We start from the raw sequence: 25,521 nt of genomic DNA on the forward strand, positions 1-25,521 counted from the left end.
AGAGATTCAACGAATGCTTACCTGTTTTATTCAAAAGCTGTTCAGTGTAGCTTGCCCTATGCCCATAAGCTGAACGCGCATGCGTGCCCGTAGCGCATTAGCTGATAGCTGATAGCTTACCTTAGGACTTAGGAGACATTGCTTGAATAATGTAATCGAAGAAGGGACCTGTCAGCTCAGCATCCTCATCGGTTAGGATTCCCAAAGATGCCTCTTTTAAGCAATTTATCGCTTCTGACATCCCTGCCATTGGCACACCTAGGGCATTATACATTTCTCTTGCCCCGATGATACCAATGTCTTCAATAGGTTTCTGATCACCAGCAAGCACACCATAGGTGACCAAGCGCAAGTACCAACCATAGTCCCGTAAACACTGATTGCGTTCACGCTGACCATAGGCATTGCCTCCTGGTGCTATGAAGTCAGGGCGTTTCTGCCACAGCTGACTGCTGGCTTTTTGTACAATCTTTTTTTCATTTTCCGACAGGGTGGCAACAATGCGCAATCGCTGCTCACCGCTTTGCAAAAAATCATTGATACTTCTGAGTTCACCAGAGCTGAGGTATCTCAGCTCGTCGTCGGCTTTGAGAATGACTTGACTAACTACACTCATGTTATTAGTTTATGGAGTTTTTTATTGAGTTACTCAGGCAATTCATCCCCAGCTAAATTACAGATTTTAGCTCAGGACTTGTTGCCAGAACTGTTAATTAGTAGTTTACCGACTTGGGGTGACACAACGGAAGGGCATTGGGCATAAGATCAACAAATAGAGCAAAACCGATGCATGTTTGCTGCCATCGATAGTCTCTTTCCCCTCTTACCAGATCCTTCACATCCCCTCGAACCATCCGTTGCCCCCTCTTGGCATCTGTAGCTCGTATTAAAACAAAACTATCAGGATTTACGCAAAACTGCTCACCAAAGGCTATAAGTACTAAGGTACCTTAATAATGCACTGTACAGGTAGCGAGGGGTGCGCCGACCTGAGGGGATTTCTACCATGAGCGACTGAATCCGATCTCTGTACTCTCTACTCCCTACTCCCTACTCCCTACTCCCTATTCCCTGTGCTATATGATGCCAATGATGATAACTAATGAGCCCAGCCCTGAGTGTTGGCAACAAGGTCAACTGATTGAGGTCATAATTACAGACCTCAGTGATAGTGGTGATGGCGTTGGACGGCTAGGAAATCGGGTGGTTTTTGTTCCGGATACTGTCACAGGGGATAAAGCTTTGGTGCGCCTGATTCGGGTCAAACCTAACTATGCAACTGGTAAGTTACACCAACTGTTGGTGGAATCTCCTAATCGTGTTCATCCCAGATGTATCGTGGCGGATAAGTGTGGTGGTTGCCAATGGCAGCATGTGAGCTGGGACTATCAGCAGTTGGCGAAGCAAAATCAGGTGATTCAAGCCCTCAAACGCATTGGTGGATTTAGCGAACCCGCCGTAGCACCAATCTTAACCACAGATTCTTCCTTGGGCTATCGAAACAAAGCTACCTATCCCCTTAAACGCTCAGCAACGGGTTCAGTTCAAGCGGGTTACTACCAAAAAGGTAGCCACCAGCTGATTAATCTTAATCAATGCCCCGTACAAGACCAGCGATTGAATCCTCTGCTAGGGGAAATAAAGCAGGATATTCAGCAGTTGGGGTGGTCGATATACAACGAAAGCCGCCACCAAGGACGATTGCGTCACCTTTCGTTACAAATTGGAAAACAGACTGGCGAGATGTTGCTGACCTTGGTCACAACAGATCTGAATTTAAAAGACTTGGATGTCCAAGGGCAAACTTGGCTAAATCGTTATCCCCAACTGGTTGGTGTTTGTGTGAATCATAACCCCCAGCGCAGTAATGTCATTTTTGGTTCCCAAACCTATTGTGTTGCCGGTCAGCCATACTTGACAGAGAACTTTGCTGGTCTTGAGTTGCGGCTGCGACCAGATACATTTTTCCAAGTTAATACTCAAGCAGCTGAGGTTTTGTTAAACCTAATCATTAAACAGCTAGCCCTCAAGGGGGATGAATGTGTAGTTGATGCTTACTGTGGCATTGGGACGTTTACTCTACCCCTTGCTCAACAGGTACGCCAAGCTATCGGTATGGAAGTGCAAGCCGCATCGGTAGAGCAAGCTGAGCAGAATGCCTTGATTAATGGGATCACTAATGTAAAATTTCAGGCGGGATCAGTGGAGCAGTTACTCTCCCAGTTGACTATAGCGCCAGATATTGTAATACTTGACCCACCCCGTAAGGGATGTTCTCCGGCTGTGATTGACATGCTTAGGCAAGTGGCACCAAAACGGATCGTTTATATTAGCTGTAAGCCAGCTACCCTAGCACGAGATCTTAAACTCCTTTGCCTCAACGGTTACTACCAGTTAACCCACATCCAACCTGCTGACTTCTTTCCTCAAACCTCCCATGTTGAATGTGCTGCTTTTCTTGAGCACTGATATCCGCGTTGCCCAATTGTCCAACACCTAAGGCTAATGGCTGATTGGTGATGGACAATTGGTAGCCTACCCAACGGTTGCATGGGCATAGAAATAGTTTGTTTATGTATAGTCTTTATATATAGACTCAATTATCTACATCAATTATTTACCTATTTGACTGGTATTTCATGAGGAAAATACCCAGAAGGGTCTGGTCTGGGCGAAAATTTTCTGATACTATAGACGTAGGGAATCAGAAATAAACAAGGTTACAGAATATGAGTAACGCTAAATGGCTATTATAGCGCTGTTTAGGAATTTTTACCATTGAGCTGATAGGTAAAGCAGCGACATTAGTGAAAAACCTATTGAACTAATTAACAGAATAATTAACCATAGAGAGGTGGTAGTTTAGCTATGCCAGCAAGAATCTTCATGTCTGAATATAGAAGCCAACCTCAAGAAATCGAGAGTTCCTAGTCTTGTTCTCCCTGAGCACGATTCCGCCGTGCTTAGGGGGAACCCGATCGAAATCAGGTATCTAGCCTCCTATTATATCAAGTCCACCAAAAAAAAGCTAGGGGTTTCTTGAGTGATTGCCACATCTTTGAGTCCGGCTGAGTGCGGTTGGGAAACGGTTAGCTTTGCTTCTACCCTTTACCTTTGCCCGATCCTAGATTTGCTTCTTGAACAAATTCCCAATAAATGGCAACCGGAACTCCGGCTGGGATTACAAGAAGCATTAGTGAATGCAGCAAAGCACGGTAATAATTTAGACCCAAGTAAGACCGTAGAGGTTCAATTTTCAGTAGTCAATGGTGAATATTGGTGGGTAATTTCAGATGAAGGGTCTGGTTTTACCAATGGTGATGACCAAGAGAGTCCCGATGTATGCCTACCCTGCGATGAATCAGAAAGCGGTAGAGGCATGAGCCTGCTTCACCAAATCTTCGATCAAGTCCTCTGGAACAACCAGGGCACGGAAATTAGACTTTGTAAACAAGTTAACCACCCCTCTAAGCGCCCCCTATTGTCTTAAGCACCTATTTTACTTAGGGTGTCGTGTCCCATGAGTTGGACAGGGTGGAGCTGAAATAGAGCGGTCTAGCCATCCAGATGCTTGGCGCAATCGTTCAAGGGCTTCTTCTGGATGTTCATTGAGCAGAAATACCAAAGCAGCAGCAGCTTGCTCACTGGCTCGGGCAGAGCGATTAGACTTTAGGCGATGCCAATCATTGGGTCTGATCGCTAGACGCTCTGCTAAGGCTTGAGCCAATTCCAGAGTGGTAGGTTCCATCTTAGCATCAGTTTTGGGGAATTGGATGGATTCAGGCATTGTTTTTTGATTGCTGAGTGGGGGAGTGTGTCAGTGCTTAGCAACTCAAGACTATTTTAACTTAGGATTTACGATTGCTATATGCCTCCAGAATCGTTTCAATCATCTTACCGTAATTCACGAAAAAATAGACAGGATCAACAAGATGTGAATGACTTTGAAGAGGAATTGGCAGAAATAGAGCGATCGCTTAATACTCTCAAGAAACGTTTTTCTCAGGTTGAGCAAGATCAGCGACAGCAAGCTCAACTCCAGGAGCGTCGAGAGCAAGTTAGGAAAGATTTGCGCAAGACTAAACGTAATAATACTAATAGTAATCGACAAGCCCTAAAGGCTGAGTTAAGGCAAATCCAGGAACAACTGGAAGTCCTGGAGCTGAATTTAGAGAGTCAGTTGTTTTCTTGGCATAGTCTACGGGAACCGTTTTGGCATGGGGTGCGGTTTGGGGGATTGGGGTTGGTGATTGGTTGGATACTTAGGTCTTGTGTGAGTTAGTTACTTGTTGACAGTTGTGTTTGTGTGCCTAAAGCTTAATTCCTAATCCTCGAATCGAATAGTCCAATAACTCCATCGGATGCATTAAGGTAATGTCTTTTCCTTGCAGCTGCAAATGCTTTTTGATCTGCAATGAACAGCCTGGATTCGGGGAAGCAATCAACTCTGCCCCAGTATTCAATAAATTATTCACCTTCTGCTGTCCCAGCTCATCAGCTACTTCCGGTTGCAGCATGTTGTAAACTCCAGCACTACCGCAACACAAGGCGGCATCTATTGGTTCCTTTAAGGTCACTCCTGGAATTTGCCGCAATAACTGTCTTGGTTGCACACTAATCTTCTGTCCATGTAGTAGGTGACAAGCATCCTGATAGACAATAGTCAATGGCTCATCCCTAAGCGGTGAAAGGGTTGCCGTTAGTCCTACACTAACTAGAAACTCTTGGGCATCCTTTACCTTACCCGCAAATTCCTGAGCTTTTTGGGCATACTCGGGGTCATCTTCGAGGATGTGACCATACTCCTTCAAGGTATGACCGCAGCCAGCAGCATTAATAATGATGGCATCAACTCCTGTCCCTTCAAAGCTATCAATCATCTGTCTTGCCAAGGCTTGGGCTTGCTCTGTTTGTCCTTGGTGTTCTGGCAAAGCGGCACAACAGCCCTGGGTTTTGGGAATCACCACTTCACAGCCATTGGCGGTCAACACCCGCACCGTTGCTTCATTCACTGGGGAGAAAAACAACCGTTGCACACAGCCAAGTATTACTCCTACCCGGTAACGCTTCTTGCCCACAGAGGGAATAACATCGGGTAAATTATCCCGAAACGAATCTAGAGTAACCTTTGGTAGCATTGACTCCATGGCTGCTAAGCGAGGAGATAGCAGTTTGAGCCAATTGGTAGAGCGCACTAGTTTCTGCACGCCCAAGGTCTGGTAGAGATATAAAGGAAACAATAATGAACGCAATCGCCCCGGATAGGGAAACAACCTAAAAATTAGCTGTCTAAACACCCAATCAGGAAAACTACGAGGCTGATTTCGCTGAACTTGATGACGAGTGGCGGAGATTAGCTTATCGTACTGAACCCCAGACGGACAAGTTGTCACACAAGCTAAACATCCCAAACAAGAATCGAAATGTTGTGTACTCCCCTCGGCCAAGGGAGCTTCCCCTTGACTAATGGCATTCATTAAATAGATCCGACCCCTAGGGGAATCCATCTCTTTGCCAAGCACCCGGTAACTCGGACAGGTAGAAAGACAAAACCCACAATGAACGCAGGCATCAATCAATTCCTGCTTGGGCGGTTTTTGAACATCAAAACCATTGTGTTTCTTCGTGGTTAGTTGTTGGATCTTGGTCATTTTTTAACGCTTGGAAGGTTGTAATGTTTAAGGTTGTAATGTTTAAGGTTTAAGGTTGTATAGACCTCTTGCAAAAGTCTTTCGTGGTGTAATTAAAAATTTGGCAGCTTTTGATTGTACCACGAAAGACTAACAAACTTGTTCTGTAATCTCTTTGTGTATAAGCGTAGTATACAATTTAGCTAATTTTTACAAAAGTTTATATTATAACTCAAAATATTTTTGCAAGAGGTCTATGGTCTACAAACCTAGTGTCACAACTCTGGCTCAGAAATTGCAAGTTTGTATAGAGCGATCGCTCAAAATTATGTAAAAATTGACGTAATCAACTCATAAATATTTAAAACCCTATGTCTGAAGTTACAACTAAACTCACTGGTGTCTCTCGTACTCTGGTTTTCACCTTGAAGACTAGAGCAGAAGAACAAGAGCGTCCTGACTGTCTGTTTCAAGACCCCTTAGCTGTAGAGTGGCACAAACAATTGCCTCTAGACCCCGATATGGAAGCATTGTATAGTCAGTTGAGTCGTTTAGTTCAAACCAGTTGGTCTACGCGGTCTTATATTCATGACCAAATTGCCTCTCGTCATATTGCTAACTATCCTCATCCTGTTGTTGTAGAATTAGGTGCGGGTTTATCTAGTCGCTTTCACCGCATCGGACAGAATGTTAAGTGTTGGCTAGACCTTGATTTACCAGATGTAACAAATTTACGCCGTCAGCTAGACACAGAAACAGAGCAACACCAGTTTATTAGTGCTTCTGTAATGAATTTTGATTGGATGAATTCTATTCCTAATGTGGGTTCTGAAAATATTTGCTTCCTTGCGGAAGGCTTGCTCATGTACCTTGAACCAAATCAAGTCCAGCAACTGGTTAAGCAAATGCGATCGCATTTCTCTGGTGCAACTTGGGTAATGGATGTTATGGGTAATTATGGTAAGTTTTAAAAAAAAAATACAGCTAAAATTTGAAGCACCTGCAGTGTTTTTGTGAACAAAAAACAAGACTTAAGCGCTAGGGGATTGCAAGTAGTCAAACTTGGCCTCTCTATCAATTATATCCAGAACGTTGGCCTTGGCAATGGCAACTAANTTTTGAAATTACTTACCCAACCCCCTACTTTCGTAATGGATATCTAATTGGAAACTAAGTTATAAATAGGAATGAGATTTGATAAATAATAGAGAAGTTAGTGGATAAAAACCTGAAATAATTAGACCTTTTTTGAAACCTATTTCACTAATACAATGGATTAATACAAAAATAANATATGATAGTGGCGATCCCTAATTTGAAGGCATAAAGGAAATAGATCAGGNATTACACAATGGCACTATATATAGTGTTAAGCCTTAAAGGTTTTCTGTACATTGGCGATCGGTGNTAAACATGTAGTGATTTGCTAGGGTCTGCTAAGGTAACGGGAGCTAAAATCACTACCCTCCCCTACTCCCTACTCCCTACTCCCTACTCCCCCCCTCCCTACTCCCTACCCCTACTCCCTCCCCCCTACCCCTACTCCCTACTCCCTACTCCCTACTCCCCCCCTACTCCCTACTCCTACTCCCTACTCCCTACTCCCTACTCCCTACCCACTCCCTAAAAAATAATAAATTCCTCCAACAAATCGACCAGGACTTAAAACATTTTCTGGGTCAAACTTTCGTTTAATTTCACCCATGACCTCTAATCCATTGCCTTGATATCCCCAAATATCTAACTCCTGCTTCAAGGTTATCGGAGCTTCTAAGACTGTAAGAAATCCTTGTTCAGAGTCACAATAACTGCGCATAGTTTTAATCACGTCTAAACTGACTGCTTGGGATTCAAACCACACTTTACCTAAGCCACTTCTAACATGAATCACTCCCAATCCTCCTAACTTTTCTAAGGTGTTCAATGTCTTAGCAGCAGCAGTTGGTAATACTCCTATTTTGCAGACAATTGTTGAGGCTTGTCCCGATTTCCCAATTGAGTTTGCCAATGATTCCCATAGACTCGTGTCATCACCGTTACTATAAAAACTATTCCGTAACCCTAACTGTTCTGCAACTGACTGTATTCGAGCACATTGCTCTTTGACACTGTCTGCTACACTTTGGAACCTTACCATCAATCCCATATCCTGACCAATCCCTAATTCTGTGACTAACTTAGGGGATAATAAATCTAGTGCTGTGGGAGTCAAGGCTGAGGCTAATACTGTTGTTACAGCTGAGGCAATTCCATCCATTTCACCTGTCAACACCATACTTGCTGATGCTTCTGGTATTGGATATAGCCGAAAGGTTGCCTGAGTGATAATTCCCAGGGTTCCATAGGAGCCAGTAAATAGCTTCATCAAATCATATCCAGCGACATTCTTTACCACTCGACCCCCAGCTTTAGCGATTTGTCCATCACTGCGGACAAAGGAAATGCCGAGCAACATATCCCGAACCCCTCCATAGCGTTGACTTAGGGAGCCGCTGTCTGCGGTAGCAATAATACCTCCAATGGTCGCTTCTTGGGGATAAGCTGGATTTAATGCTAGAAATTGACCGGTTTTTGATAAAATAGCTTGTAACTCAGCTAATTTCACTCCGGCTTCTACGGTAACTGTCAAGTCTCCTACGGCGTGGTCAATGATTTGGTTGAGCTGCTTGGTACTTACTACCACATCAATGTCTTTACCGATACTTCCCCAGCCTAATTTACTGCCGTTACCACAGGGGAGGAGATGATAATGTTGAGAATGAGCTAGACCTATGATTTGGGCTAGTTGCTCGGGTGTCCTAGGGTAAACGATAGCTTTGGGAAGGGTGTCGGGAGCAATGGCTGGTTTGATGCGCTCTTGCCAGCTTGGGTCTAGGTTTTCCCAGGTGTAGATATTGGAATTTCCGACAATTGGTTCGAGGGTGGAAGCGATCGCATTCATAGAAGCTGACGGGGTTTGTTGATCAGATTGTGGGATAATCCATATAGTAATCGTAAAGGATTGGTGAACAAAAACAGGTTCTGATCGTCTTTCCTATCACCCCATCACTGCCTGTTAGAGGTAAAAATATGAGAGCCAACCTTTTATCAAATGAGGGAGTTTGAGGGAGCTATAAAACCTCGTATTCAGGACGAGTGGGCCGTTTCTCTTAGGTCGCCGCTACGCGAACAGGCGAACGATGTTTAAGGCGGGGATACATGGACTCCCTCAAGCTAATTATCGGGGTTCGATACCCCGATAATACCAAATCCGGTTTATAAAGTAGCCTTACCAAAATCAGCCAAATCCTCTTTTGGATTGAATTCTGTTGTTTGAGATAGAGATACTCTGGAAACCGGATTTGGTATAAGATCGCAAATACAGTAAATCTTTACAAAGTCTTATAGCTCATGTAAGGTATAATGATTGTATGCTAACCATGACCTACGAGTACAAACTACAACCAACTTCCGAACAGATAACAATCATTGATCAAACCCTAGATGTATGTCGTGCTGTTTGGAACTTTGCGTTACGTCAGCGTAAAGATTGGTGTGCATCTCGTAAGTCAGCGATTAATGCTTGTTCGATTCAATCTGAATACATCATTCCTGCTGACGAACCATTCCCGAACTATCATAGACAAGCAAAGCAGCTAACAGAAGCTAAAAAGCAATATCAGAAGCTTATGACAGTACATTCTCAAGTACTTCAGCAAACCCTAAGAAGGTTAGATAGAGCTTGGGATGACATGAAAGCTAGAGGTTTTGGTAGCCCTCGGTTTAAAAATAAGTATCGGATGCGTTCATTTGTGTTTCCTCAGCTCGGGAAAGACCCAATTAAAAATGATGCGATCAAATTCCCTAAATTGGGATGGGTTAAGTGGCGACAATCAAGACCAATTCCAGAAGGGTTTGAAATCAAACAAGCAAGAATAGTTAGAAAAGCATCTGGCTACTTCGTGATGCTGTCACTACAGCTAAATGTTAATGTTCCTAGTCCTATGCCTGATGGTCATCCTAGAGGTTTAGATTTGGGCTTTGACAAGTTTGTAGCCACCAGTGACGGCGAAGAGATTAAGCGACCTAAATTTATGATCACCCTACAACGCCAGCTGAAATTGCTGCAACGTAGGTTAAGGAATAAGCAAAAAGGGTCGAATAATCGGCACAAGTTAAACCAGAAAATAGCTAGGCTACATCAGCGTATATCTGACACTCGTAAAGACTGGCACTTTAAGTTAGCTCATCATCTATGTGATGGTGCTGGAATGTTGTTTGTTGAGGATATTAACTTTGTCTCATGGCAAAGAGGAATGCTTTCACAACACAGTGCCGACGCTGGATTTGGTCAATTTGTAAATATCTTAGAGTGGGTTTGTTTTCGTCGAGATGTCTATTTTGCCAAGGTTAACAAAGATGGTACTAGCCAGACTTGTCCTAATTGTGGCGCACATACGGGGAAGAAAACTCTAGATATCAGATTCCATCATTGTGATCAGTGTGGGTATATCACTACAAGGGATGTAGCAGCCAGCCAGGAAGTAAGAAATCGTGGATTAAATGCGCTAGGGCATAGCGTATCAGAAAATGTCTGTGGACTGGAAGCGACGGGGAGTATTGGTCACGATACTCTAGTTGGCACGGGTCGAAGCAGAAAACCTAATTCGCGAGATTTAGGAATCCCCTTCCTCAAAGTAACTTCGCTAGGCGAAGTTACTTTGAGGAAGGGGAGGATGTCAATAAGAGAAAGCGGAAATGTCTGTCAATTATTCTGATTCCTATTGGAAATATCTCGAAAGTGCTGGTCTGAATCTGGATTCAGAGACTTTATCTACTGTAGAGACCAGTATTGAAAGTACGTCTTGGGATAATCCGACTTCTGCTATAGAATTGAACAACTGTGCTGTAGTAGCATTAATTGAAGCTGAGCAATGTGACAATTCATCTCTACGTGCCATGTATGTTGAGATGGCTTTTGAGGCTTTGAATCAGGGAATTGAGTTGTCTGGTCATCCCCTGTGTGCTGCTCATTTAGCTCTAGTTTTCGCCATGACTGGAGAAATGGAGCAGGGGATACAAACAGCATTTCCAAGCTTAATTAATACTTTACATCCCGCTGATATTAATGAGCAATCCATTCCTCTAGGACTAGTTTATCTACCTTCTGGAAATGGCTTTACAGGTAAGAGGTATGAGCAATTGGCTCACATTCTAGACGCTGAGGATGGCTACGCTCAATCAATTTTTTTGTTAAGTGAGGTTTTATGTCGCTCACAATTGGTATTTTATAATGCTACGGGATTAAGATTTCTCCATCTTGCTGTTCAACTATTCTCAGATTCCCCGTCTATTCATTTAAAGTTGGGAATTGCTAGCCTGGTCAATAGTCAATGGGAAGGATTATTTAATTTACACCAGGCTAAAAATTTTGCTCCTTATTCGCCTAGGATTATACAATCACTATACCTCGCTTATCGAGATTTAGGACAGATAGATTTAGCCAAGTATTGGCGAAAGATGGGGCTAGCTAGGGCTGGGGAAATTAGGGACGAAAATTCGGATTTAATCGGGTTTAAATGGACTGAATTAGAGATTGAAAGTCCATTTACTTATGTGACCTTTGAAGAGGAGTTACTATTAGCGGTTGAGCCAAGTCTCCGGAGTTTGGTGACAAGTGTGTTAATTGCTCAAGGAGACTGGTTTGAAAAAGAAATGGAGTTTTGGCGCAACTGGCTCCAACCTGGGATGACTGTTATTGATGTTGGTGCTAATGCGGGCGTCTACACTTTTAGTGCTGCTTTACGAGTAGGAGCAGAAGGGTGTGTGCTAGCGGTTGAACCGTTTTCTGGTTGTGTTCGTTGTTTAGAAGAAACCTGTACTATTAATCAGTTAGACTGGGTGAAAGTTTGTGCAGGAGCAGCTAGCGATCGCAATGGTACTGCTCAACTTGCTCTTCATGGTGCTAGTGAACTTAATGAAATTGTTTCTAGTGATGAACAAGCAACTGTAAAATCTGGTAATTTTGAGGAGGTTTCCTGCTTTACTCTGGATAGTTTGATGGAGCAAGAAGCTATTAGCAAGGTTGATTTGTTGAAAATTGATGCAGAAGGTCATGAGCTGCAAGTTTTAGCAGGCAGCAATAGAATTTTAACGGAATTTAGCCCAACGATACTGTACGAAAATATTGCAGGGAGTCGGGGTAGTAACCTAGCTGTTGCTGATTTTCTCAGAGACAGAGGCTATCAACTATATCAATATCAGCCTTACCTAGGGCAGCTAATTCCGATAAATTCTAGGGAGGATTTACAAGGAAGACTCAATATTATTGCGTTGCGTGACAGTGAATCTTGATTGATACAGATCTTCTGGTTTGAGAATACTAAAACAGTAGTTAACGAACGGGATTTAGACAGTTTATCAAGAGACTTTTAATTTGGCTATCTCGCACACACTAATTGACAAAACGACGTAAAGTTAATGGTCTTTGTTCTATACGAAAGTCGTGCAAGAAAGTTTCACCGCTAGTGTGGTTAGAAGTAGATGCAAGAAAGTTATAAATGTAATATCCTGCATCTGCACGTAACTGTATTGGAGGCTTATCTATATCAGCATAGTCTCCGCTACCTAGCTTTTCAGAAACAACTTCTGCCGAAGGGTCAAGTCCTTGTGGAGTTAATCTATTCCAAATCAACTCTATCTGGATAATTTCTTCTCGACCAAAATAATTACCCTTGTAAAGGTTAACTCCTGTCACAATGCATCCACTTCTTTCAAGAACAGTTTGCTTGCCTCCTGTTCCTCCATATTGCGTACCAAGTTGAGGTTTGCCTAATCTAAAATCGGGGGTGATTTCAGCAAAAATTGGAGTAATAGCATCAATAATGTCACCATGGCGAACTTTTAAGGCTACAAATGCTAATTCTTTCCCCTCCAAATCAGGGTTTTGATTTTCTAGATCGTTCCTAGCGCTCCTTGGAGAAGAAACACCTCGCGAAAGCTGTGGTATATGTTCCTTTCCTAAGTTCATAATTTCCTTAACGCCCTCCCTAATTTTCGAGTATGAGATAAACCAGTTGTTAATAAACCACTTATTTCCTCAGCCATACTACCTTATTGCAAAATAAAGGACTTTATTTACATCCTAGCCTACGGAGGTATTAAGCTTCTATCTTAATGAGAGGGCGTGATTGCCTGTGTAGTCCTTAACTAGCTTGTCACTCCCTCAAAAGTGAACTGCTGACAGCGTTGCAAAAATCGAACCGGAACTTCAAGACAACTACCCCAATGGAGATGAACATAGGAAGCATGGAGCTGATAGACTTGCCAACCTTCAACTCCAACTTTTCTCTGGTTATATCTCCGTAACTCAAATAAGGGATGGGAGGGCATGACTGTCAAGTGGGAGCGATGAAATTCATGTCCCCAAACCGTTGCTCCGACAGGTAACAATGGTCCATCGACCAAAGCAGTTGCCTGTCGATATCCTAAAGTAAGGGATTTTCCCATCACCGTAACCGTGGGTAATACCCCTACCATTGACCAAGATTTCTCGTCAAAATCTGTAATCTGCTCCCCTAAATACATCAATCCGCCACACTCAGCATACGTGGGCATTCCTGACTCTATAGCTGTTCGCACTGACTCTCGCGCACTAGTATTTTCGGCGAGTTGCTCAGCAAAAACTTCTGGAAAACCACCACCAAAATACATCCCTTGTATATCAGGAGGTAAAGTCGTATCGGTGAGGGGACTCCAATACACTAACTCTGCTCCCAGCTGTTCCAAACTATCGAGATTGTCTTGGTAATAGAAACTAAAAGCGCGATCGCATGCTACAGCAATTCGGATTAGGGCAGGTTGCTGGTTAGTAGAGGTTACAGGTTGCTGGTTAGTAGAGGTTACAGGTTGCTGGTTAGTAGAGGTTACAGGTTGTAGGTGGCCAACCTTCAACTCTGAGTGAAGATGTTCCCAATTAAAGCAACTCTGTCCTAGATCAGCAAGTCGGTTAATCAAAGCATCCAGTTGAGTAATTTCAGCAGTAGGTATCAAGCCCAAGTGCCGATCGGGAATAGTTATATTATCCTGACGCTGTAGCTCTCCTAATACAGGAATGTGTAATGGTTCGAGAGCATCCTTGAGCAATTCCAAATGCCGTGAGCTTCCGACTCGATTCAATACTACTCCAGCTATGGTAATCCTGGGATCGAAGGATTGATAGCCATATGCGATCGCAGCCACGGAACGAGATAACCGAGAGCAATCCAACACTAATAACACTGGCACGTCTAACAACCGTGCTAGATGAGCTGTGCTGGCAAAATCATTTTTTCCTGATGCTCCATCAAATAACCCCATCACCCCTTCAATCAGGGCATAATCTACTTCCTGGCAATGGCGATAAAAGCAATCTTTAACATAATCTTCAGAGGTTAATACTGGGTCTAAATTCCGACAAGGACGTCCCGTAACCCGCTGATGAAACATGGGGTCAATGTAATCCGGACCGACTTTAAAGGATTGAATTGTATAGTTACACTTGGATAAATACGATAATAGGGCGAGCGTAACTGTTGTTTTGCCCACCCCACTACGTTCACCAGCGATGATTAAAGCCATTGAAGAGTTGAAGGTTGAACGCGATCGCGTGGCCTATTGGCCAAGGTTTTAAGGTTGAAGTTTATCATATAAAGATTGAGCATACGATTTGCTCACCTTCAACGCTTTTGTGAAACCTTCAACTTGTTACCGTCAACTTCAAAATTTCCTTGGTAACTGCCATACTTTCTTCGTATAGCATCTCCCGACCCCAGCGTTGTAATTGCTGAGAGAGTAAAAACTCTGTCTTCTGGTCAAATAAAGGCGATACCTGCTGAATGCGGCAAGACTGAGCCCCACCACCAGCTTCCATGCGCATACAACCAGTGGTTTGTGAACACAACACAGTGCAGCAATCAGCTTGCAGGTTGGTCGAACCCAAGCGCAGGCTAATCAAATCACCTGCCACATCTCCGACATCAGCTACGGGGATAGCTGCCAATTCTGCTTCTACAGGTTGCTGGTTGGGTCTGATAAATTTAACACGCCGCAGGTCATAATCCCCACCTTCTTTGAGATCAGACGTGGGAAGCCATTCTAAGCGAGACGCTAACCAACTGAGAAACATCAGTGCTTGAGCCTCATTCCCTTTTTCGTAATCAATGGTAACTTGATCAACTTCGTAGATTGCCCCACGACGTTCTGGTGGATCAAATGCTTCTGCGGTTAACTCTTGCCATGCTGCCAACCGTGCCCAATTTAGGTCAGCCACTGGTGTGCCCTGATTGATCAGCTCACACATTTGTGATAACTGTTCCTCTGGATTGCTAAAGCTACTTGAGTCAACAATGACGCTATTACTTAGCCCTGCTAAGCGTTGGAACAACCCATAATTAGGATCAGGAGTTCCCTTCCACCATAGGAATTTCGGCAGTTCTGGTAACATCAATTCCGAAATGATACCGCTAATCCGTTCCAAAGCAGCAGCGGTGCCAGTTAGGGTGATGTATTCACAACATATTAATGTACTCTGGCTTTGCTTTTGAATGGGGCAAGAGGCAGATACCTGAGCCTTAACCCCTTCATCTTCTCCGGCAATAGGACAAAGGGCAATAATGCGACAGGGGTTAGAGGCTGCGATCGCATCGGCAATTCCAAATCCTTCTAAATCACCGGAATACTCTAGCTTCTTCTGGGTCTGTCCCTTCTGGACAGATTCATTGTATTCCTGCCGTAGTTTTGCCTTAGTCGCCTCATCTGCTCTACCCGTTCTTTCCAATCCGTAGGCTTTCTGTGCTGCCTTGAGAGCAGCGACCATGCGCGGGCCTAGGATACCATCAATTGGACCGGAATAATATCCCAGTGCTGCTAAGAGCTGCTGGGTTTCTTCGGGTTCATAAACCACTAAACTAAAGGTTGTTGCCCTGATCGCACTGGGCGAATCACCGTTTTCACCATAGCTTTGCCAAATTTGACGCAGTTCCGCTTCAATTTCACCCAAAGAAACATCTTTGGGTGGTTGTATCGAAAGCACCGGAGGAGATTGTGTAGCCATAGCAATTCACTTGTGTTTTGTCAATAGTCATTACTCACTAGTCATTATAGGACTTACGCAAATCCCTCAATTTAACGCTACCTGTAGGGTGGGCAAAACCTTGCCCACCCTACCCATGGAGTCTGTGCGTAAGTCCTGATTAGTCAGTAGTCACTGTTATTAGTCACTACTGACTAACTAACTTAAAGTCTGCGCCAGCGACGTCCATCTCGATTAATTAGGTGTTCGGCTTCCTTCGGTTCCCAAGTTCCTGCTTCATACTGGGGTATGGATGCTGGATCAGCTGGACCATCCCAAGCTGCTAAGGCTGGTGTCACTACCCTCCAGGCTTCTTCCACTTCATCAGCACGAGTAAACAAAGTTTGATCCCCTAACATACAGTCAAGTAAAAGCCGATTATAGGCATCAGCAGTTGCCACACCAAAGGAAGAACCGTAGCTAAAGTCCATATCTACGGTGCGGGTGCGCAAATCTGGTCCTGGCCGTTTCGCCTCAAAACGCAGAGAAATTCCCTCATTGGGCTGCAAGCGCAGGGTTAAGACATTGGGGCTAGTCTGCTGAGCCGCAGATTTAAAAATCATTAGGGGAACTTTACGAAACTGAATGGAGATCTCACTGACCTTCTTCGGCAGTCGTTTCCCCGTGCGCAGGTAAAAGGGAACTCCTTGCCAGCGCCAGTTATCAATCAGTAGCTTTAGGGCGACGTAGGTGGGGGTAGTGGAATTGGGGTCAACCCCTTTTTCTTCCCGATACCCAGGCACTTGTTTGCCTTTCATCCAACCTGCTGCATACTGACCCCGCACTGCTGAATTTTCTAGATTATGAATATCTGCCAGGTGAGTAGCTTGAATCACCTTGACCTTTTCAGTACGGATACTGTCAGCGTCCAGAGCATTGGGAGCTTCCATGGCGGTTAGGCAAAATAGCTGCATCAAATGGTTCTGCACCATATCCCGCAGTGCCCCGGATTTGTCGTAGTAACCTGCCCGTTCCTCTACCCCTACCGATTCGGCTACGGTAATCTGGATATGGTCAACAAACTGCCGATTCCACAACGGCTCAAAGATAGCATTACCAAAGCGGAACACTAACAGATTCTGAACCGTTTCTTTGCCCAGATAGTGGTCAATGCGGTAAATTTGCTCTTCTTTGCAGACTTTTTGTACCACCCGGTTGAGAGATTGAGCTGAACTTAAATCTTTCCCGAAGGGTTTTTCAATTACCAAGCGCTGCTTCACTGGGTCACTCAGCATTCCCGCTGCCCCCAATTGCTGGATGGCTTCTGTAAAGAATCTGGGAGCTACGGCTAAATAAAATACCCGGTTTCCCCGTGTTCCCCGTCTACCATCGAGTTCTGCCAAGAAGGCTTTCAGTTTCTGGTAACTTTCGGCTTTATCCATGTCACCGGAACAGTAGAACAAGCCATCGGCAAAGTCTTCCCACAACTGCTCCGATTGAATCCCGTCCGAAAATTCCTCGATTCCCTCCCGCATTTGTTCCCGGAAGTAGTCATGAGTCCAATCTCGACGGGCAACACCAACGATGGTAATTTCTGGTGGTAGACGTCGTTCTCGTTTAAGCTGGTAAAGTGCTGGTACGAGCTTGCGTTTAGTCAAATCTCCGGACGCGCCATAAATCACCATAATCAATGGTTCTGGCGTGCGCTCCTGTTGCAAGCCCACTCTTAAGGGATTTTCTAGCAGAGTAACCATCTTTGCCTATTGAAGGTGATCAGGTTGAACGCGATCGCGTGGGGTGCATCTCAGTTTTGAAAATTTTCCGTAGGGTGCGTTAGGGGGGCCTTCATTTTTCGCCTCGTAGTCAGGGTTTGGACAGGCCGCCCCGTAACGCACCACCGTGTCAAACAGCAAAAATGAGATGCACCCATCGCGTGGCCTTTTGGCCAAGGTTATCAGGTTAAAGGTTAAAGGTTGTTGTTACCCAGGTGTTCGTTTTAGGGTAGGTTGAAGGGTGACGGTTAAGACTTTCCATTAGCTTTCTATCGAAGCGATTTGGTCACCCAACAACCTTCAACCTAAATTAACTGGCAACCTGAAAACGTCTTATATTACACTGTAGCCAATAATTTGACTTTGTTTTCTAAAGATGAAATTAAGGAATCAAAGGGCTTAACAAATTTAACGATCCCTTCATCAAGCAATTCATCCATAACTTGGCTGAGATTGATATTGACATCAGTATCGTTTAGAGAGTTGATGGTTTGGTAAGCTTCTTCAACACCTGTCTCAATCCGACTTTCTGGGGAACAGTGATCGGCACAAGCTTCGATGGTATTGGGAGGCAGGGTGTTGACAGTATTCGGTCCAATGAGTTCATCGACATACATCACATCGCTGTAGGCAGGGTTTTTGGTGCTGGTGCTTGCCCACAATAACCGCTGTACCTGTGCACCTTTTGCTGATAGAGCTTTCCAGCGATCGCTTTGGATAATTTCTTTGTACTTCTGGTAGGCAATTTTAGCGTTAGCGATCGCAACTTTGCCTTCAATTCCCTTTAGCTTCGCTGTCAAATTGGGGTCATCGACACCTGCACTTTTTTCCTCCAATTTTGCATCCACTTTGCTATCAATGCGGCTGAGGAAGAAACTAGCTACAGAAGCAATCTTACTAATATCTTTCCCTTCTGCCGCTCGTTTTTCCAAACCCCGGATATAAGCCCAGAATGTTTCAACATAGCTTTCTACCGAGAAGAGCAAGGTTACATTAACGTTGATACCTTCACTGATAGCTTGCTCTACTGCGGGTAAGCCTTCTGGGGTACCGGGAATCTTAATCATCACGTTTTCCCTACCAATAGCTTCGTAATAGCGTCGGGCTTCGGAAATCGTGCTTTGAGTATCTTTAGCGATAGTGGGTGGGACTTCAATACTGACGTAACCATCTAACCCATTGGTTTCGTCGTAGACAGGTTTGAAGATATCACAAGCATTAGAAATGTCTTCAAATACCAGGGTTTCGTAAATTTCCATCACCGACTTCTCGGCACGAATACCGGCTTCGATATCGGTATCGTAGATGGCATTGCCTGCGATCGCTTTTTCAAAAATTGCTGGGTTTGAAGTGATCCCACAAATTCCCCGGGTTTGAATTAGTTCTTTTAGTTCTCCAGACTCAATCAGCGTGCGGCTCAGATTATCCATCCAGATACTCTGACCATAATTTTTTTCAATCTGAAAAATCGGATTATCTGCTGTCGTTGTCATTGGTTAGCTCCTTATGTGTTATTTTTCAAGGGTTTAAGGTTGTTCACCTTTCGGGTTCGGTGTAGGGTTGGTTGGTTGGTTGGTTGGTTGGTTGAAGGTTGAAGGTTGGTTGGTTGAAGCTTGTTCGCCTTTGGCGTTCGGTGTAGGGTAGGTTGGTTGGTTAAAGGTTGATTGGTTGTTCGCCTTGGGGTTCGGTGTATGGTTAGTTGGTTGGTTGAAAGTTATTGGCTTGACTATTGGCTTGACGGTTGGTTGGAGTTCGGCGAAGCTTTTCTCAAAGATTAGCCGTGGCCTTACCCCAAAGGAAAAACCGAAGGGTAGGGAGGTATTCATTGCCACCTTCAACCGGTTAACCTTCCACCAGTTAACCTTCCACCAGTTAACCTTCCACCAGTTAACCTTCCACCAGTTAACCTTCCACCAGTTAACCTTCCACCGGTTAACCTTCCACTGGTTAACCTTCCACCAGTTAACCCTTATCTACGTGCCCTGCCACTTCCAAATTTTCTTGCGCCTGCCTTGCCTTTTCCTCGATGAAGGACTTGACCAAAGCTACATCCTCTTTGCTGCCAATAATTAATGGTGTACGAGCATGGAGGGTTTTTGGCACAGTGTCCAAAATGTCTTCGGTACCTGTACTGGCAGCCCCTCCGGCTTGTTCTATCAAAAAGGCTAGGGGAGAAGATTCGTATAGTAGACGCAACTTCCCTTCTGGTTTCTTCACAGTACCGGGATAAAGAAATACGCCGCCCTGATACAAGATGCGGTGAAAATCTCCCACTAATGCCCCGCCATAGCGAGCGGTATAGCCTTCATGGCGATGGACATAGCGAATATAGTCCCGTATGGATTCTTCCCACTGCCAGAAGTTTCCTTCATTGGTGCTATACACTGGGCCATGTTCTGGCACCTGAATGTTTTCCTTCGACAGGATAAACTCTCCCAAGGTTGGGTCGAGGGTGAAGGCATGAACACCCGTGCCGATGGAATACACCAGCATTGTGCTAGGACCATAGAGAACGTAGCCAGCAGCAATTTGCTTATGCCCGTTTTGGAGAAGATCACGGGCTTCCCCGTCTAGATCCTCTCCTTCTTGCTTACGAATCGAAAAAATTGAACCAACATTCAAGTTGGTGTCGATATTGGAGGAACCATCAATGGGGTCATACAGCAGAGTGTAACGTCCAATTGGGCAATTCTCCGGGATATAGTAGGGTTTTTCCATTTCCTCGGAGGCCAAGCGACAGACGAGACCACTTTGCTTAAATACCGAGATGAAGACATCATTGGCATAGAGATCCATCCTTTTGACAGATTCACCCTGCACATTGACTTCACCCGTGAATCCTAACACCCCTTCCATCAAACCAGCTCGGCTCAAGCGTTGAGAAATTAGCTTGGCAGCTAGGGCGATGCGATTCATGAGGGCACTGAGGTCTTGTGCCTCCATGGAAAAACTTTGGAGTTGCTCGAAAACGTGACGGGATAAGGTTTTACAATCCCGATCCAGGGCTCTTTCTTGAGTTCTAGCTTCAGCTCCCTCTGCCATAATTTTTGTCCTCCCTAGGTCTTAGGGCGCTTGGTTTGTCAGAGATGTTGGTGAACGCGCACGCGTGGCCTATTGGCCATCGCAAGAGTACCAATTGGCCCAGTGCCTAGTCCTCTTCACTTTCTATCTTAGGAAGGCATTTTTAATGATCCTTAATAACTTTAGAAGAAATACAGAAATCAAATCTTCACACCATTTTTCTTGTCTAAGAGCCTATACCTGAGGTCAAATTGATCTGAACATAGGCATTGCAACCTTAAACGGAGATTATGGGAGAAACTAAACGCATTGGCATTCTTACCAGTGGTGGAGATTGTGCTGGTCTCAATGCGGTGATTCGAGCTGTGACTCACCGAGCTGTCGGTACTTACAACTGGGAGGTGCTTGGCATCTGTCGGGCTACTCAGGGGTTGATGCAAAATCCGCCTCAAGCGATTAACCTAACTTTGGACAAGGTTGATCGCATCTTGACTATGGGTGGTACAATGCTTGGCACTACTAACAAAGGCGACCCCTTTGCATTTCCGATGCCAGATGGCACACTATGCGATCGCAGCGCTGATATTGCTGATGGCTATCACCAACTGGGTCTAGACGGTCTAATTGGTATTGGGGGCGATGGTAGTTTGGCTATTTTGCGCAAACTTGCCCAACAAGGGGGGATGAAATTGGTAGGTATACCGAAGACTATCGATAATGACGTTGCCATTACCGAGCGCTCCATTGGGTTTGACACTGCCGTTAACATTGCCACCGAAGCTCTAGATCGCTTACATTTCACAGCGGCTAGCCACGACCGGGTGATGATTTTAGAAGTTATGGGGCGTGATGCTGGTCACATTGCTATCAGTGCTGGCATTGCAGGAGGGGCTGACGTTATTCTGATTCCAGAAATTCCTTATACCCTTGAGAATGTCTGCCACAAAATCAAGCAGCTTCAGGACCAAGGGCGAAACTTTTGTCTAATCGTGGTTTCCGAGGCGGTTCGCACTGCAAGCGGTGACGTGCTTCAGAGTAATGTTGGATTTGGTGAATGTCGCTTAGGTGGTATTGGTCAATATCTAGCCCAAGAGATTTGTAATGCCATTGGAGCCGAAACGCGAGTTACAGTTCTTGGACACACCCAGCGGGGTGCCACTCCTTCACCCCTTGATCGCTTAATTGCCTCAGCCTTTGGTGTGGCAGCAGTTGACTTAATCGCCAATGAACGATATGACCAGATGGTTACATGGCAATATCGCCAGGTTGTCAGCGTACCGATTGAGGAAACCATTAAGCATTATCAAGCCGTCAATCCCAACGGAACTTTGGTCAGAACCGCTAGAGGATTGGGTATTTGTCTAGGAGATTAGACGGTTTTTAGATCATGAACCTTTTAAGTACATGAATCTTGTTGACTGTTGACTGGTAGTGGTCAACGGTCAACGGTCAACGGTCAAATTCAGAACTCTTAAAGAACACTTAATCAGTTATACCGATTAGATGTTCAACAGCTTATTACCAGTTACTACCAGGAATTATTGCGCCGTGGAGCGTTACTACGATTTTCCCGAGGTCTGGCTTTATTGACCCTGATTCTACGTCCCATCCACTCAGCACCATCCAATTGATCTATAGCTGAGTCTTCTTGATCTGATTCTGTCATTTCCACAAAGGCAAACCCCCGCATTTTGCCGGTTTCACGGTCTGTGGGCATAACAACTCGTTTAACGGTGCCGTATTCTCCAAAAACTGTTTTTAAGTCGTCTTCGGTGGCTTGATAGGACAGGTTTCCGACGTAAATGGTCATGTCGATCGATGAGGCAGAACATAGAACTAAAGTTCAGAGGCACAGAATAACGGAGTACAACGTATTTTGGTTGCTCACGGTCATATCTGAGGAACCAGTGGTAAATTTCGACAGTGGGCAACCACCTCAGGGGGGGGAAGCAAAATCAAAGTTTTACCAAAGGAATCCACTGAACTTGTGAATACCGTTTCATGATAGCTCACTTACGGGATTATCAGTGGTTGTCTAGTTGACAGTATTTAATAATTCATCAAAAAAATGTCTTGGGGTGGTGCTTAAGCACCAATTAGACCCCAAACAACCACGCTAAATATAGTTGAATTAGCTCTTAATCAATGGAAATAGACTGCGGCCCTTTATTTTTATCATTTTCGCTTCTGTTATGACCATCTTTGTATATCTCAGAGCCATTTTGAGCCTCTAGCCAACTCTTGAGAGGATCATCTGAGAGATTCAGGCGGAACACTCCTGAAAAAAATCCGCCCAAAAAAGCGACAGGCTGCTGAGTAAATTCTTCAAAAATTGGTGTCAGTTCATTAAGGAACATGAGTTGATCTCCTGGTGCTGGTTGTGCTGCCAATAGTTGTATGGCTGATGAAATTGGGATTCTAATTGGGATTCTAACGTTTAGTCAGCCAACTTGGGGCTTGCTTCCATCCTGAGCTTGAAACTACCCTACATTTAGGTGCGACCCGTGGCGAATTTAATAATTAGATGCGGAAAGCGCACCTTTGCGCTATTTTATGGGCTATGTCTCAAAAAAAATGCCTATTGCTCTTTGGCGATCGCCCCTAGCTCGCGCACTCCACCGAAATCGGAGCCTAGCTTATGCTCGTTACTTTCAACTGGCAACCGTTGACCCCAAGGGCTATCCTGCTAACCGCACCGTAGTTTTTCGGGGTTTTTTGGACAACTCCAACCAACTCAAAGTTATTACCGATACCCGTAGCCAGAAAATTCACGACATTAATCATCATCCCTGGGGAGAAGTTTGTTGGTACTTTCCCAACACTCGCGAACAATTTCGTTTAGCAGGCCAATTGACCCTGATCACTGCTGATTATCCCGACGAAGGACTTAAACAAGTCCGCCAACAGACTTGGCAAAATCTTTCCGATGCAGCTCGTTTACAATTTGCTTGGCCTGACCCTGGTGTTGCCAGAGTAGCAGATCAACAAGCCTTTTCCCCACCGCCACCTGCCCTAGATCAGCCTTTGCCAAATTTTTGCCTATTATTGCTCGAACCAGTCAAGGTGGATCACCTAGCGTTGCAGGGTTTCCCCCAAAACCGATGGCTTTACTACCAAGACAGTTCTGGGGAGTGGTGTCAAAAAGCTGTTAATCCTTAGCTTCGGCGTCACACCAAGTTTTTCTGTGGGGAACGGCAGGGACAACCTTCAACCTTTAACCTGCTAACATTTGACGAGGTGCAACGATTAGCCAGATATCTCACTAAGCCTTAGCAAACCTCACTAAAGTTTAGTATACTAGATTTAGTAAGGTTAACGGTCAATGAAAAAATATGTCACTCCAAAAGAGGCAGCCGAGCAGCTCGGAGTCTCGATCTCAACTCTTAGGCGGTGGGACAAAGAGGGGAGACTCGACAGTATCAGGACAAAAGGGAATCAAAGGCGGTTCTGTGTCGAAGGAGAAACTCCGCAGATTAAGCCCATTGTCTGCTATGCAAGAGTCTCTACCTACTCCCAACGGGACGACCTTGATCGACAAGCTGAATTTCTACGGTCAAAATACCCAAACGCTGAAATTGTTTCAGAAGTTGGATCAGGACTCAATTTTAAGCGGAAAAAGTTCCTCAAAATATTGGAACGAATTTACAGCTGTGATATCTCAGCATTTGTCGTTGCCTACCCAGACAGAGCCGTCAGATTTGGATTCCCATTACTTGAATGGTTATGCAAAAAAGCTGGAGTCAAGCTCGTGGTTCTCAATGAACGCAAATTGTCCCCAGAACAAGAGTTGGTCGAAGATATCCTGTCCATCCTCCACTGTTTCTCTGCTAGGCTTTACGGACTCCGAAAATATCAAAAGCAAGTCACGCAAGCGGTACAAGATAAAACCCCGGAACCAGACGATGAAGTTGACACCAAACAGTGTCTTGAGGCTCAGGGTGTTTCCATCTAAAGAGCTTCACAGGGTTTGGAAAACTTGGCTTAATGCATATAGATGGATTTACAACTGGTCGATCGCTGCTATCAAAAACGGCTATCAAGGTAGTACTTATGACCTACAAAAACTGGCACTTAAATCTGATAGACCAGAGTGGGTAAAAACCCTACCAGGGCACCAATTACAAGAAGCTGTTGCCGATGCCATCGATGCCGTTAAACAAGCCTTGGTCAATGGAGGTTTGGCAAAGTTTAAATCCTGTCGGCAGATCAGTCAAGTAATCAAATTCAAAGCTGGAGACTTCAAAAAAGGTTCTTGGTATCCCACCAAAGTAAAAGGTCTGTCCTTTCGTTCACCTCAAGGTTTTCCCGATGAATGCATCTACGGTACTCAATTGGTTTGGATCAAAGGTGAATGGTACGGAATTTTTCCCAAATACATTGAGCCTACTCCAACCAGAGAGGATAAAGTAATAGCTTTAGATCCAGGTGTTAGGACATTTCTTACTGGTTTTGACGGTATAAATTACCTAGAAATAGGCTCTGGGGATATTGGCAGGATTCAAAGACTCTGTCAGCAACTAGATCGGTTGATGAGTCGTATTGACTTAAGCTCTGCAAAAAGACAGAGACGTTCGCGAAGCGTGCGCCAAAGCGCAGCAATGAAAAATGCTGCTCATCGTTTACGCCAAAAGATTCAAAATCTAATCAAGGACTGCCATAACAAGTCAGCTTATTTCCTTGTCAATAATTACAAGCTTATCTTTTTACCAACGTTTGAGACATCTGTGATGGTAGTAAAGTCAGCTAGGAAATTAAACAAGAAAACAGCTCGTAACATGCTCACTTGGAGTCACTACAAGTTTCGCCAGCACTTAACTCAAATGGCAGATCGTAATGATGTTTTGGTTGTCTTAGTTAACGAATCTTACACCAGTAAAACTTGCCCAGAATGTGGTCAAATTCACGAAAAATTAGGTGGCAGTAAAAAATTCCAATGCCCAAAATGTGGCTTCTCTTTACCACGGGATTGGAATGGCGCGCGGAACATAATGATCCGCGCTTTGTCGGCAACAACCACCAGGTTTTCACCTGGTGCTATACAGATCATTCCTGCTGATGAGTAGGTTTA

At 44.5% G+C, this 25,521-nt stretch carries 25 protein-coding genes; 12 read left to right on the top strand and 13 right to left on the bottom strand.

Features of this window, described 5'->3' with window-relative positions:
* Positions 1–121 precede the first annotated feature (121 nt).
* Positions 122–616, bottom strand: coding sequence for an allophycocyanin subunit alpha-B (locus tag BJP34_RS26170; RefSeq protein ID WP_070394868.1), 495 nt, complete (start codon positions 614–616; stop codon positions 122–124).
* A gap of 24 nt (positions 617–640) precedes the next feature.
* On the opposite strand from BJP34_RS26170, the gene BJP34_RS49500 reads away from it, so the two are divergent.
* The 3 genes from BJP34_RS49500 (at position 641) to BJP34_RS26180 (ending at position 3,490) form a co-directional block, all read left to right on the top strand.
* Complete coding sequence (locus BJP34_RS49500) at positions 641–763, top strand: hypothetical protein (RefSeq protein ID WP_267876385.1); 123 nt, start codon at positions 641–643, stop codon at positions 761–763.
* Positions 764–1,083: 320 nt separating this feature from the next.
* Positions 1,084–2,469 (top strand): 23S rRNA (uracil(1939)-C(5))-methyltransferase RlmD, encoded by a 1,386-nt coding sequence (gene rlmD, locus BJP34_RS26175; RefSeq protein WP_070394869.1) that lies wholly within the window; start codon positions 1,084–1,086, stop codon positions 2,467–2,469.
* A 574-nt stretch (positions 2,470–3,043) separates the two neighbouring features.
* A complete protein-coding gene (locus BJP34_RS26180; RefSeq protein ID WP_070394870.1) occupies positions 3,044–3,490 on the top strand; it encodes an ATP-binding protein in 447 nt (148 codons plus the stop codon).
* A 9-nt stretch (positions 3,491–3,499) separates the two neighbouring features.
* On the opposite strand, the gene BJP34_RS26185 is transcribed toward BJP34_RS26180, so the two are convergent.
* Positions 3,500–3,787 carry a DUF6439 family protein gene (locus BJP34_RS26185; protein WP_070394871.1) on the bottom strand — a complete coding sequence of 96 codons (288 nt, stop codon included), beginning with the start codon at positions 3,785–3,787 and terminating at the stop codon, positions 3,500–3,502.
* Between the two features lie 81 nt (positions 3,788–3,868).
* Between BJP34_RS26185 and BJP34_RS26190 the strand changes: the two genes are divergently transcribed.
* On the top strand, positions 3,869–4,282 hold the full coding sequence (locus BJP34_RS26190; RefSeq protein WP_070394872.1) for a DUF2203 domain-containing protein: 414 nt from the start codon (positions 3,869–3,871) through the stop codon (positions 4,280–4,282).
* Positions 4,283–4,310: 28 nt separating this feature from the next.
* Here the strand turns inward: BJP34_RS26190 and BJP34_RS26195 are convergent, their stop codons facing one another.
* Positions 4,311–5,651, bottom strand: a complete 1,341-nt coding sequence (locus tag BJP34_RS26195) for a (Fe-S)-binding protein (protein ID WP_070394873.1) — start codon at positions 5,649–5,651, stop codon at positions 4,311–4,313.
* A gap of 350 nt (positions 5,652–6,001) precedes the next feature.
* Between BJP34_RS26195 and BJP34_RS26200 the strand changes: the two genes are divergently transcribed.
* Complete coding sequence (locus BJP34_RS26200) at positions 6,002–6,601, top strand: class I SAM-dependent methyltransferase (protein WP_070394874.1); 600 nt, start codon at positions 6,002–6,004, stop codon at positions 6,599–6,601.
* Between the two features lie 452 nt (positions 6,602–7,053).
* Complete coding sequence (locus tag BJP34_RS37590) at positions 7,054–7,257, top strand: hypothetical protein (protein ID WP_149031191.1); 204 nt, start codon at positions 7,054–7,056, stop codon at positions 7,255–7,257.
* Here the strand turns inward: BJP34_RS37590 and BJP34_RS26205 are convergent.
* Positions 7,243–8,571, bottom strand: coding sequence for an FAD-binding oxidoreductase (locus BJP34_RS26205; protein WP_070394875.1), 1,329 nt, complete (start codon positions 8,569–8,571; stop codon positions 7,243–7,245). The two genes, BJP34_RS37590 and BJP34_RS26205, sit on opposite strands and share 15 nt — an antisense overlap.
* A gap of 478 nt (positions 8,572–9,049) precedes the next feature.
* On the opposite strand from BJP34_RS26205, the gene BJP34_RS26210 reads away from it, so the two are divergent.
* Positions 9,050–10,387 (top strand): RNA-guided endonuclease InsQ/TnpB family protein, encoded by a 1,338-nt coding sequence (locus BJP34_RS26210; protein ID WP_418904070.1) that lies wholly within the window; start codon positions 9,050–9,052, stop codon positions 10,385–10,387.
* The gene (locus BJP34_RS26215) at positions 10,368–11,963 is read left to right on the top strand and encodes an FkbM family methyltransferase (protein WP_070394876.1); all 1,596 of its coding nucleotides are present in this window, start codon (positions 10,368–10,370) and stop codon (positions 11,961–11,963) included. Before BJP34_RS26210 ends, BJP34_RS26215 begins: the two co-directional genes overlap by 20 nt.
* A 100-nt stretch (positions 11,964–12,063) precedes the next feature.
* Here BJP34_RS26215 and BJP34_RS26220 read toward each other — a convergent pair whose 3' ends face one another.
* From BJP34_RS26220 to fbp, 7 genes are all read right to left on the bottom strand, one after another.
* Positions 12,064–12,639 (bottom strand): hypothetical protein, encoded by a 576-nt coding sequence (locus BJP34_RS26220; protein WP_070394877.1) that lies wholly within the window; start codon positions 12,637–12,639, stop codon positions 12,064–12,066.
* Between the two features lie 179 nt (positions 12,640–12,818).
* A complete protein-coding gene (locus BJP34_RS26225) occupies positions 12,819–14,228 on the bottom strand; it encodes a cobyrinate a,c-diamide synthase (protein WP_070394878.1) in 1,410 nt (469 codons plus the stop codon).
* A gap of 118 nt (positions 14,229–14,346) precedes the next feature.
* A complete protein-coding gene (gene opcA / locus BJP34_RS26230; protein ID WP_070394879.1) occupies positions 14,347–15,702 on the bottom strand; it encodes a glucose-6-phosphate dehydrogenase assembly protein OpcA in 1,356 nt (451 codons plus the stop codon).
* Between the two features lie 182 nt (positions 15,703–15,884).
* Positions 15,885–17,414: a glucose-6-phosphate dehydrogenase gene (gene zwf / locus BJP34_RS26235; protein ID WP_070394880.1), complete on the bottom strand. Its 1,530-nt coding sequence runs from the start codon at positions 17,412–17,414 to the stop codon at positions 15,885–15,887.
* Positions 17,415–17,770: 356 nt separating this feature from the next.
* Positions 17,771–18,925, bottom strand: coding sequence for a transaldolase (gene tal / locus BJP34_RS26240; protein WP_070394881.1), 1,155 nt, complete (start codon positions 18,923–18,925; stop codon positions 17,771–17,773).
* Between the two features lie 33 nt (positions 18,926–18,958).
* Positions 18,959–19,258 (bottom strand): hypothetical protein, encoded by a 300-nt coding sequence (locus BJP34_RS26245; protein WP_070394882.1) that lies wholly within the window; start codon positions 19,256–19,258, stop codon positions 18,959–18,961.
* A 136-nt stretch (positions 19,259–19,394) separates the two neighbouring features.
* The gene (gene fbp, locus BJP34_RS26250) at positions 19,395–20,474 is read right to left on the bottom strand and encodes a class 1 fructose-bisphosphatase (protein WP_070394883.1); all 1,080 of its coding nucleotides are present in this window, start codon (positions 20,472–20,474) and stop codon (positions 19,395–19,397) included.
* A gap of 269 nt (positions 20,475–20,743) precedes the next feature.
* Here fbp and BJP34_RS26255 point away from each other — a divergent pair, with 269 nt between their 5' ends.
* Positions 20,744–21,826 (top strand): ATP-dependent 6-phosphofructokinase, encoded by a 1,083-nt coding sequence (locus tag BJP34_RS26255; protein ID WP_070394884.1) that lies wholly within the window; start codon positions 20,744–20,746, stop codon positions 21,824–21,826.
* A gap of 155 nt (positions 21,827–21,981) precedes the next feature.
* Here the strand turns inward: BJP34_RS26255 and BJP34_RS26260 are convergent, their stop codons facing one another.
* Together BJP34_RS26260 and BJP34_RS26270 are read right to left on the bottom strand one after the other, a co-directional pair.
* Entirely contained in the window at positions 21,982–22,263 is a 282-nt protein-coding gene (locus tag BJP34_RS26260) for an RNA recognition motif domain-containing protein (RefSeq protein ID WP_070394885.1), read from the bottom strand.
* A 328-nt stretch (positions 22,264–22,591) separates the two neighbouring features.
* Positions 22,592–22,810, bottom strand: a complete 219-nt coding sequence (locus BJP34_RS26270) for a hypothetical protein (protein WP_070394887.1) — start codon at positions 22,808–22,810, stop codon at positions 22,592–22,594.
* A gap of 217 nt (positions 22,811–23,027) precedes the next feature.
* On the opposite strand from BJP34_RS26270, the gene BJP34_RS26275 reads away from it, so the two are divergent.
* The 3 genes from BJP34_RS26275 to BJP34_RS26285 all read left to right on the top strand — a co-directional run bounded on the left by BJP34_RS26275 (position 23,028) and on the right by BJP34_RS26285 (position 25,516).
* On the top strand, positions 23,028–23,612 hold the full coding sequence (locus BJP34_RS26275) for an Npun_F5749 family FMN-dependent PPOX-type flavoprotein (RefSeq protein ID WP_193431282.1): 585 nt from the start codon (positions 23,028–23,030) through the stop codon (positions 23,610–23,612).
* 163 nt (positions 23,613–23,775) lie between these two features.
* Positions 23,776–24,405 carry an IS607 family transposase gene (locus BJP34_RS26280; RefSeq protein WP_070394888.1) on the top strand — a complete coding sequence of 210 codons (630 nt, stop codon included), beginning with the start codon at positions 23,776–23,778 and terminating at the stop codon, positions 24,403–24,405.
* A complete protein-coding gene (locus BJP34_RS26285) occupies positions 24,356–25,516 on the top strand; it encodes an RNA-guided endonuclease InsQ/TnpB family protein (protein ID WP_229424036.1) in 1,161 nt (386 codons plus the stop codon). The genes BJP34_RS26280 and BJP34_RS26285 overlap by 50 nt, the downstream gene beginning before the upstream one ends.
* The last annotated feature ends 5 nt before the right edge of the window (positions 25,517–25,521 follow it).

It is taken from the genome of Moorena producens PAL-8-15-08-1, assembly GCF_001767235.1.
Lineage (GTDB): Bacteria > Cyanobacteriota > Cyanobacteriia > Cyanobacteriales > Coleofasciculaceae > Moorena > Moorena producens_A.

Excerpts from the sequence above, each read along its gene's own strand:
- fbp (WP_070394883.1), bottom strand. The coding sequence starts at position 20,474 with ATGGCAGAGGGAGCTGAAGCTAGAACTCAAGAAAGAGCCCTGGATCGG.
- BJP34_RS26270 (WP_070394887.1), bottom strand. The coding sequence starts at position 22,810 with ATGTTCCTTAATGAACTGACACCAATTTTTGAAGAATTTACTCAGCAG.
- BJP34_RS26245 (WP_070394882.1), bottom strand. The coding sequence starts at position 19,258 with ATGAATACCTCCCTACCCTTCGGTTTTTCCTTTGGGGTAAGGCCACGG.
- BJP34_RS26170 (WP_070394868.1), bottom strand. The coding sequence starts at position 616 with ATGAGTGTAGTTAGTCAAGTCATTCTCAAAGCCGACGACGAGCTGAGA.
- BJP34_RS26190 (WP_070394872.1), top strand. The coding sequence starts at position 3,869 with ATGCCTCCAGAATCGTTTCAATCATCTTACCGTAATTCACGAAAAAAT.
- BJP34_RS26220 (WP_070394877.1), bottom strand. The coding sequence starts at position 12,639 with ATGAACTTAGGAAAGGAACATATACCACAGCTTTCGCGAGGTGTTTCT.
- rlmD (WP_070394869.1), top strand. The coding sequence starts at position 1,084 with ATGCCAATGATGATAACTAATGAGCCCAGCCCTGAGTGTTGGCAACAA.
- BJP34_RS26185 (WP_070394871.1), bottom strand. The coding sequence starts at position 3,787 with ATGCCTGAATCCATCCAATTCCCCAAAACTGATGCTAAGATGGAACCT.
- opcA (WP_070394879.1), bottom strand. The coding sequence starts at position 15,702 with ATGGCTACACAATCTCCTCCGGTGCTTTCGATACAACCACCCAAAGAT.
- BJP34_RS26260 (WP_070394885.1), bottom strand. The coding sequence starts at position 22,263 with ATGACCATTTACGTCGGAAACCTGTCCTATCAAGCCACCGAAGACGAC.
- tal (WP_070394881.1), bottom strand. The coding sequence starts at position 18,925 with ATGACAACGACAGCAGATAATCCGATTTTTCAGATTGAAAAAAATTAT.
- BJP34_RS26285 (WP_229424036.1), top strand. The coding sequence starts at position 24,356 with ATGAAGTTGACACCAAACAGTGTCTTGAGGCTCAGGGTGTTTCCATCT.
- BJP34_RS26275 (WP_193431282.1), top strand. The coding sequence starts at position 23,028 with ATGCCTATTGCTCTTTGGCGATCGCCCCTAGCTCGCGCACTCCACCGA.
- BJP34_RS26280 (WP_070394888.1), top strand. The coding sequence starts at position 23,776 with ATGAAAAAATATGTCACTCCAAAAGAGGCAGCCGAGCAGCTCGGAGTC.
- BJP34_RS26205 (WP_070394875.1), bottom strand. The coding sequence starts at position 8,571 with ATGAATGCGATCGCTTCCACCCTCGAACCAATTGTCGGAAATTCCAAT.
- BJP34_RS26210 (WP_418904070.1), top strand. The coding sequence starts at position 9,050 with ATGACCTACGAGTACAAACTACAACCAACTTCCGAACAGATAACAATC.
- BJP34_RS26195 (WP_070394873.1), bottom strand. The coding sequence starts at position 5,651 with ATGACCAAGATCCAACAACTAACCACGAAGAAACACAATGGTTTTGAT.
- zwf (WP_070394880.1), bottom strand. The coding sequence starts at position 17,414 with ATGGTTACTCTGCTAGAAAATCCCTTAAGAGTGGGCTTGCAACAGGAG.
- BJP34_RS26225 (WP_070394878.1), bottom strand. The coding sequence starts at position 14,228 with ATGGCTTTAATCATCGCTGGTGAACGTAGTGGGGTGGGCAAAACAACA.
- BJP34_RS26215 (WP_070394876.1), top strand. The coding sequence starts at position 10,368 with ATGTCTGTCAATTATTCTGATTCCTATTGGAAATATCTCGAAAGTGCT.
- BJP34_RS26255 (WP_070394884.1), top strand. The coding sequence starts at position 20,744 with ATGGGAGAAACTAAACGCATTGGCATTCTTACCAGTGGTGGAGATTGT.
- BJP34_RS26200 (WP_070394874.1), top strand. The coding sequence starts at position 6,002 with ATGTCTGAAGTTACAACTAAACTCACTGGTGTCTCTCGTACTCTGGTT.